We start from the raw sequence: 5386 nt of genomic DNA on the forward strand, positions 1-5386 counted from the left end.
GCCCGGGACGCCCTTGCACGAGCTGCCGGTGGGCTGGGCCTCCGCGTCCGGCAGAGTGGACGCGGAGGCGTGCCGTCAGGTCGCCGTCTGGCTGTCGGCTATGCGTCGGCCGGAGCCGCGTTGGTCGGTAGAAACCCCCGACACGGTGGCAGGGGCGGAGGGCCGGGCCTGGCTCTCGCCAGGGTGTCTCAGTCCCACGGGCTGGTGGGCACCGGGCCCGGAACGACGATCACTGCGGTCTCGCCATCGCGGGTGCGGCCTGCCCAGACCTGGCCCCAGCCTTCCGGGACGCCGAAAGTCAGCAGGTCGGCCCGGTGTTCCTCGTCGTGGGCGAACTCGAAGTGGCCCTCACAGAGGTCCTCGGTGTCCCGCCCGCTCCCCAGGCCGCCGAAGCCGGCGTTGGCCACGTCCGCCAGGTAGCGGCGGAAGGGTTCTGTCAGCGGTTGCCAGACGGTGGCGTCGGGGAAGCAGCCCATGGCGTCCTCCGCTGCGAACCCCGCGCGGGCAGCGCGCAGGGCCGGGTCCTCGCCCACGCCGAGGGCGAGCTCCCACGTGACCACCGGTTCGTCGCGTACGCGCAGGCGTGTGGCGGCGCACTCCCGGTACTCGTTGTAGTAGCCGTCGGATAGGTGGGGCCAGTTGGCCCAGGAGACGTCCACCGGGTACTCGCCGGGCGGGATTCGGAACGCGAGCTCGCGCGGCGGCTCGGCGTTCCAAGGCGAGTCCACGACCAGCCAGCCGCTCGGCAGCCGGATTGCGGTGACCTTCTGTACCTCGGCGATCTCGATCCAGCTGTACGGGGTGTGCGGATCGCCGCCGATCCGCAGGCCCGGTGTGAACAGACCGTCGAGGTACTCACGCGTCTCCGGCCTGACCTCGTCCATTCCCGCCCCTTCCTTCTCACTTCTGTGGCACCTGCCGCCCGGACGCTACGCATCCCCGCAGACAACCCCCGGTGCCACAGTCTGCGCGCGGGCTGTCCGCGGCTGGCCGCGAGGCTCCTTCCCAGGCTGGCCGCCCGCATGGCGAACGCCTTGCTGCGCCTGTGTTGGAAGTGCAGGGGGTTCGATCGGTGTCCAGGAGGGCCTGGCGGCTGGAGCCGTGGGAGGTAGCCAGCCCGGGCCGACTGGAGTGCCCGGGGTCGGTGACGCCGGGCGCGAAACTGCAGTGCGTTGTCGCCAAGGGAGCGCGAAGAGCGCCCCCGCCCCCGCCCCCGGCCGCGGCCCGGTGTCCGCAGGCCTACGCCCACTCCACGCCGTGCTCGGCGAGCTGCGCGAGCTGGCCCTGGGTCAGCTTCGCCCGGCGGGCCTTTTGGTTGTTGAGCCAGGTGCCCAGTGCGAAGTGCGACATCACCACCTGCTCCTCACCGCCGCGGCCGGCCTCCACGGTCTCCAGCGGCTCCTTGTGCGGGCGCCGGACGTTGGCGTGACGTTCCCGCTCCACGAACTGGGCGAGGGCGGCCAGACCCTGGGCGAACCGGTCGGCACGAGACACCTTCGGCTTGGCCGCTGCCGCCGCCCGCGCTGCTGCCAGCTCCTGGTCCTCCTCGATGCCGCTCGCCGCGAGCAGATCCCGCTGGTCCGCCTCCAAGCCCGACCAGTCGGCGCGCTGCGCCTTCACCCAGCGGCTGAGCTGCTCGCCCTCGAACGCGGTGTCCGCGGGCAGCTGCGTCCAGTCGACGCGGCCGTCGGACTCCAGCCACCACTGCCGCGCCACGGCGTACGCGCGCTGCCAGGTGATCGGCCAGGCGGGGCACCACCACGGGTCGATCTCTTCAAGCGCCCTGCGCCGCTCGGGCGACAGCGCTGTCGCTGCTCGGTTTTTCTGAGTAGTGAGAGACAGGTGAGCTGTGGGTTAGCAGTTTCGATGGATGGCTTTTGTGGCAGTGAGCAGATCGGTTGCGGGGGTTTGCAGATCTTTCGGTTCGGTTGTGGGCCTTCCACCCGCGCGTTGTCCGACGGCACCAGGATCTGCGCATGTTCAGTGGGTGGAGCGCAGTTCAAGTGAGCGGCTGAATGCCGGGTCGGGTGTTGTCTCGGCGTCGGCTGCGCCGCGGGGCAGGTCGTGGCCGGCGGGCTGTCAGCGCCTACCGACCCATGACAGGGCCCGCTGTCCGTCTCGGCCGTGGATGTGACGCCGATTTCGGTGAGGAGGTGTTGTTGCTGGGGGTGGAGGTGGTGCCAGTTCGCGATCTGTCGTTCGGCCCAGCGGTGGACTCCATGGGGCTGCCCTTCCCGCACGGCATCCGCCCGGGCCATGGCGGGGCGCCGTGGCGGCAATCACGTTTGAGTGCATGTCAAAGCGCTGGTAGCGTCCGCATGCTCGCGGCCGTTCGGTCTCGAAGCGCTCGTCCACAGGGGGGACCATGCTCACGCGCCGTGCCCATGGCGGCACCGGTACCGGCATTCGCCGTCTTGTCCTGACGCTCCGCCCGCCGTCCGTTCGTGATGTGCCGCCAACCCAACTGGCAACAGGAGGAATTGTTCTATGAGTGCAGTCTGTCCCCAGTGCGCTTCGGCGGATCAGTGCGTGCCCGTGCCGCGAGCCCAGGTGGACGGCGACCTCGACCGGGGAGTGCGGGAGGCACTGGCCCCGCCGCCCGAGCCGCAGCCGGGCTCGGTCCGCCTGCACAACGCCGCGATCGTGCTGTTCTCCATCGCCGGCTTCTTCCTCATGACCGGCATCCTCCGCCAGCTGAAGTCCGGCGATCAGGACGGCTCCAGCAGCGCCTACCAGGCGGGTGCCTGGGTCGGCGTGTTCCTGATTCCCGGGCTGCTGGTCGGCATCGGCTTCCTCGTGCACTCCGCGACTCGCGAGCGCCGCACCGGCACGTCCGTTGCGGACATCGCGTGGCGGGGGATGTGGCAGCGTCGCCTCCAGGCCTGGCGGGCCGGCTGGCTGTGCCGGAGCTGCTGGACGGCGTTCTTCCCGGCCGGAACGTTCCACCCGGATTCCCCCGCCACGCCTGCGATCCCCCTCGACCACTTCCCGCACTGGGTGATGACCGGCACCGCCCCCGGCCGGACGGAGACGTGAACCCGGCCCTCGCCTGGTCGTTCGCCTGTACGGTCGGCGGCACCGCACCCCGCACCGTCCGGCGAGCGGTGTCAGGTGACCTTTCTACCAGTACACCTCGCCGTCCTTGTTCAGCATGGGACGGGAGACCGTGCGTGACGGCGACCGGGCCACCGTCGAGGACCGTGCACGCCACCGCGGTCATGTCGTCGGTGTGGCCGGTGAGGGACTGGCCGTAGGGCTGGCCGGTGGCCAGATCCCACACCCGCACGGTGTCATCGCTGCCGGCGCGCGGCGCGCTGTGGTTCACCGTCTTTCCAGGGAAGTTCAACGCCACGGTCCTCTGTGCGTTCCTCGATCGACTCGCCCGCCAGGCCGGCCGGAAGATCCATGTGATCGCCGACTGACATCCCGTCCATCGCAGCAAGGCCGCCAAGCAATGGCTGGCTGCGAACGCCGAGCGCATCGAGCTGCACCTGATGCCCGGCTTACCTCAGCACCGGTGTGGAGAGGGGCATTCGTGACGCGCTAATTGCCCAAAAGCACGTCGTCGGCACCATTCGCGTGACCTATCCGAATCAGGGCACAGGGGTGTACTACTCGAAGCATTACGACTACCTCGTCGTTGAGGACAATAGGGAGGTTCACTGCATCGTCTACCAGTCGCCGGCAGGGGAAGGCGGGACGGCGAACGGTGACAACAAGTGCCCGTACATGAAATCGAATCTACCGTAGATGGGAAAGTGGATATGGAGTTCATTGACCGGATTTTTGGGCTGATCGGTGTGGGGGAGCGACGATCCGCTTCGGCGGAGGGATGGCGTGCGGTCGGTCAGGCCGCGGGAGTTGAACTGCCCGACGATTTCAAGCGGATCGTCGAGGCATATGCACCCGTTTGTCTCAGCAGCCATCTGACGATTCGTCACCCCGATACTGAGTTCTTCAACCTGGCCGACTGGCTGTCGAGCTCGCTGGCCGATCTGGCCGTCCTCGACTGGATCGCCAACGAAGGGCCTAAGTATCACGGCGAGGTCCCGACCTTCGGCGGGCCGTACGGGCTGATCCCGGTGGCGAGCACCGATCGGCGGGAGACGGTCTTTCTCCGGCAGTGCGCGGAGACCGGGGACTGGGTGGTGGTCAGCCCGTCGGCGGACGAAGGGGTCTTTCACGAGTTCGAGCAGAGCTTCTCCGAGTGGCTCTTCCGATACCTGTCCGGCGAGGAGATGGTGGGTCGCAACAGCGCGATCCGCCACCGGGACCGGCTGCTCGTTGAGAACCTGCCGAAGTTCCCCGGCGACGTCATGACGAGCCGGCGCGGTCCGGCGGCGGAAGGCTGAGCGGTCCGGAAGAACTGTGTGATCGGCTCCACGACGCCGGCCGTGACTGGCCAGGTTCGCCCGGTTCCCCTGCCCCGGCACGGACTGTCGCTGGGCCCAGACCGCCAACCGCGGCTGGGCCGTCCGGGTGACGGCCAGGCTCGGCGGGAAGATGCGATGGGCAGATGCCTCCGGCATGACGACACCCTCCACCAGGCGCCCCCGCCGGCGGCGCCGTCCGGCCGCGCCTGCCGTCCCCGCACCTGCTGCCTCGGTCCGCGCTGCCAGGCCGCCGACCCCGGCCCGGCCAGTCGGCGGGTGCTGCCAGGCCTGGTGCAGCGAACACCTCATCCCGGGAGGCATCGTCGTCCGCACCATCTGGCACGAGCCCGCCTGCCCGGCCTGGACCCGGCGGTGACCACCAGCAGTACGGGCACCGGGCCGGTCCGGGTGCGGTGTGCGCGGCCATCCTCCATGACGGCCCGGTGTGCCTGATCCGCCGACGCCGAACCTCCTGGCCGACGGCACGCTGATCGAGATCAAGAGCACCCGCCACCCCCGCCGCTTCGAGAAGGCCACCGCCTGGCAGATCCTCGGCTACCTCCTCCTCGACACCACCGACCACCACCGCATCGACACCGTCGGCCTCTACCTCACCCGCACCGCCACCCTGGCCACCTGGCCCGTCGAGGACTACCTCGCCCTGCTCGGCGCCCGCTGCCGCGACCTGACCCGGCTGCGCGCTACCTTCGCCGAGCTCCTCATCAACTGCACCGCGGACCAGGAACCCTTCGAACTCGACGAGGAACGCCGGATCCAACGGCTGCTGGAACGCCTGGCCACCCCCGTCCAGCCGGGCCACTGTCTGGTCTGCGCACAGACGGTGCTGCCGCCCGCAGCCCCGGGCCGGACCCGCCGCTACTGCACCGACTGGTGCGGCCGCCGTGCCCCCGGGCTGCGCCTGCGGGTATGGCTTCCGAGCTGCCTGCCAGATCTGGCCCGTCGCCGCGTGAGTTCCTAGTCTGATCCTCCTCCTCTCCGTGTTGGGCCACGCC

The 5386-nt window shown here is 69.8% G+C and carries 6 protein-coding genes; 4 read left to right on the forward strand and 2 right to left on the reverse strand.

The genetic code is table 11. The features are described 5' to 3' along the window. Positions 1-188: 188 nt before the first annotated feature. On the reverse strand, positions 189-884 hold the full coding sequence (locus ACFU7Y_RS39230) for a DUF4241 domain-containing protein (protein WP_380771228.1): 696 nt from the start codon (positions 882-884) through the stop codon (positions 189-191). Between the two features lie 355 nt (positions 885-1239). Further along, positions 1240-1716, reverse strand: coding sequence for a helicase associated domain-containing protein (locus ACFU7Y_RS39235; RefSeq protein WP_380771229.1), 477 nt, complete (start codon positions 1714-1716; stop codon positions 1240-1242). An 813-nt stretch (positions 1717-2529) separates the two neighbouring features. On the opposite strand from ACFU7Y_RS39235, the gene ACFU7Y_RS39240 reads away from it, so the two are divergent. The 4 genes from ACFU7Y_RS39240 (at position 2530) to ACFU7Y_RS39255 (ending at position 5352) form a co-directional block, all read left to right on the forward strand. Then, positions 2530-3036: a hypothetical protein gene (locus tag ACFU7Y_RS39240; protein WP_380771230.1), complete on the forward strand. Its 507-nt coding sequence runs from the start codon at positions 2530-2532 to the stop codon at positions 3034-3036. Between the two features lie 251 nt (positions 3037-3287). After that, the gene (locus tag ACFU7Y_RS39245) at positions 3288-3422 is read left to right on the forward strand and encodes a hypothetical protein (RefSeq protein WP_380771231.1); all 135 of its coding nucleotides are present in this window, start codon (positions 3288-3290) and stop codon (positions 3420-3422) included. 342 nt (positions 3423-3764) lie between these two features. Continuing rightward, entirely contained in the window at positions 3765-4352 is a 588-nt protein-coding gene (locus ACFU7Y_RS39250) for a hypothetical protein (RefSeq protein WP_380771232.1), read from the forward strand. A gap of 466 nt (positions 4353-4818) precedes the next feature. Beyond that, positions 4819-5352 (forward strand): hypothetical protein, encoded by a 534-nt coding sequence (locus ACFU7Y_RS39255; protein WP_380771233.1) that lies wholly within the window; start codon positions 4819-4821, stop codon positions 5350-5352. The last annotated feature ends 34 nt before the right edge of the window (positions 5353-5386 follow it).

It is taken from the genome of Kitasatospora sp. NPDC057542 (assembly GCF_042801945.1).
GTDB lineage: Bacteria > Actinomycetota > Actinomycetes > Streptomycetales > Streptomycetaceae > Kitasatospora.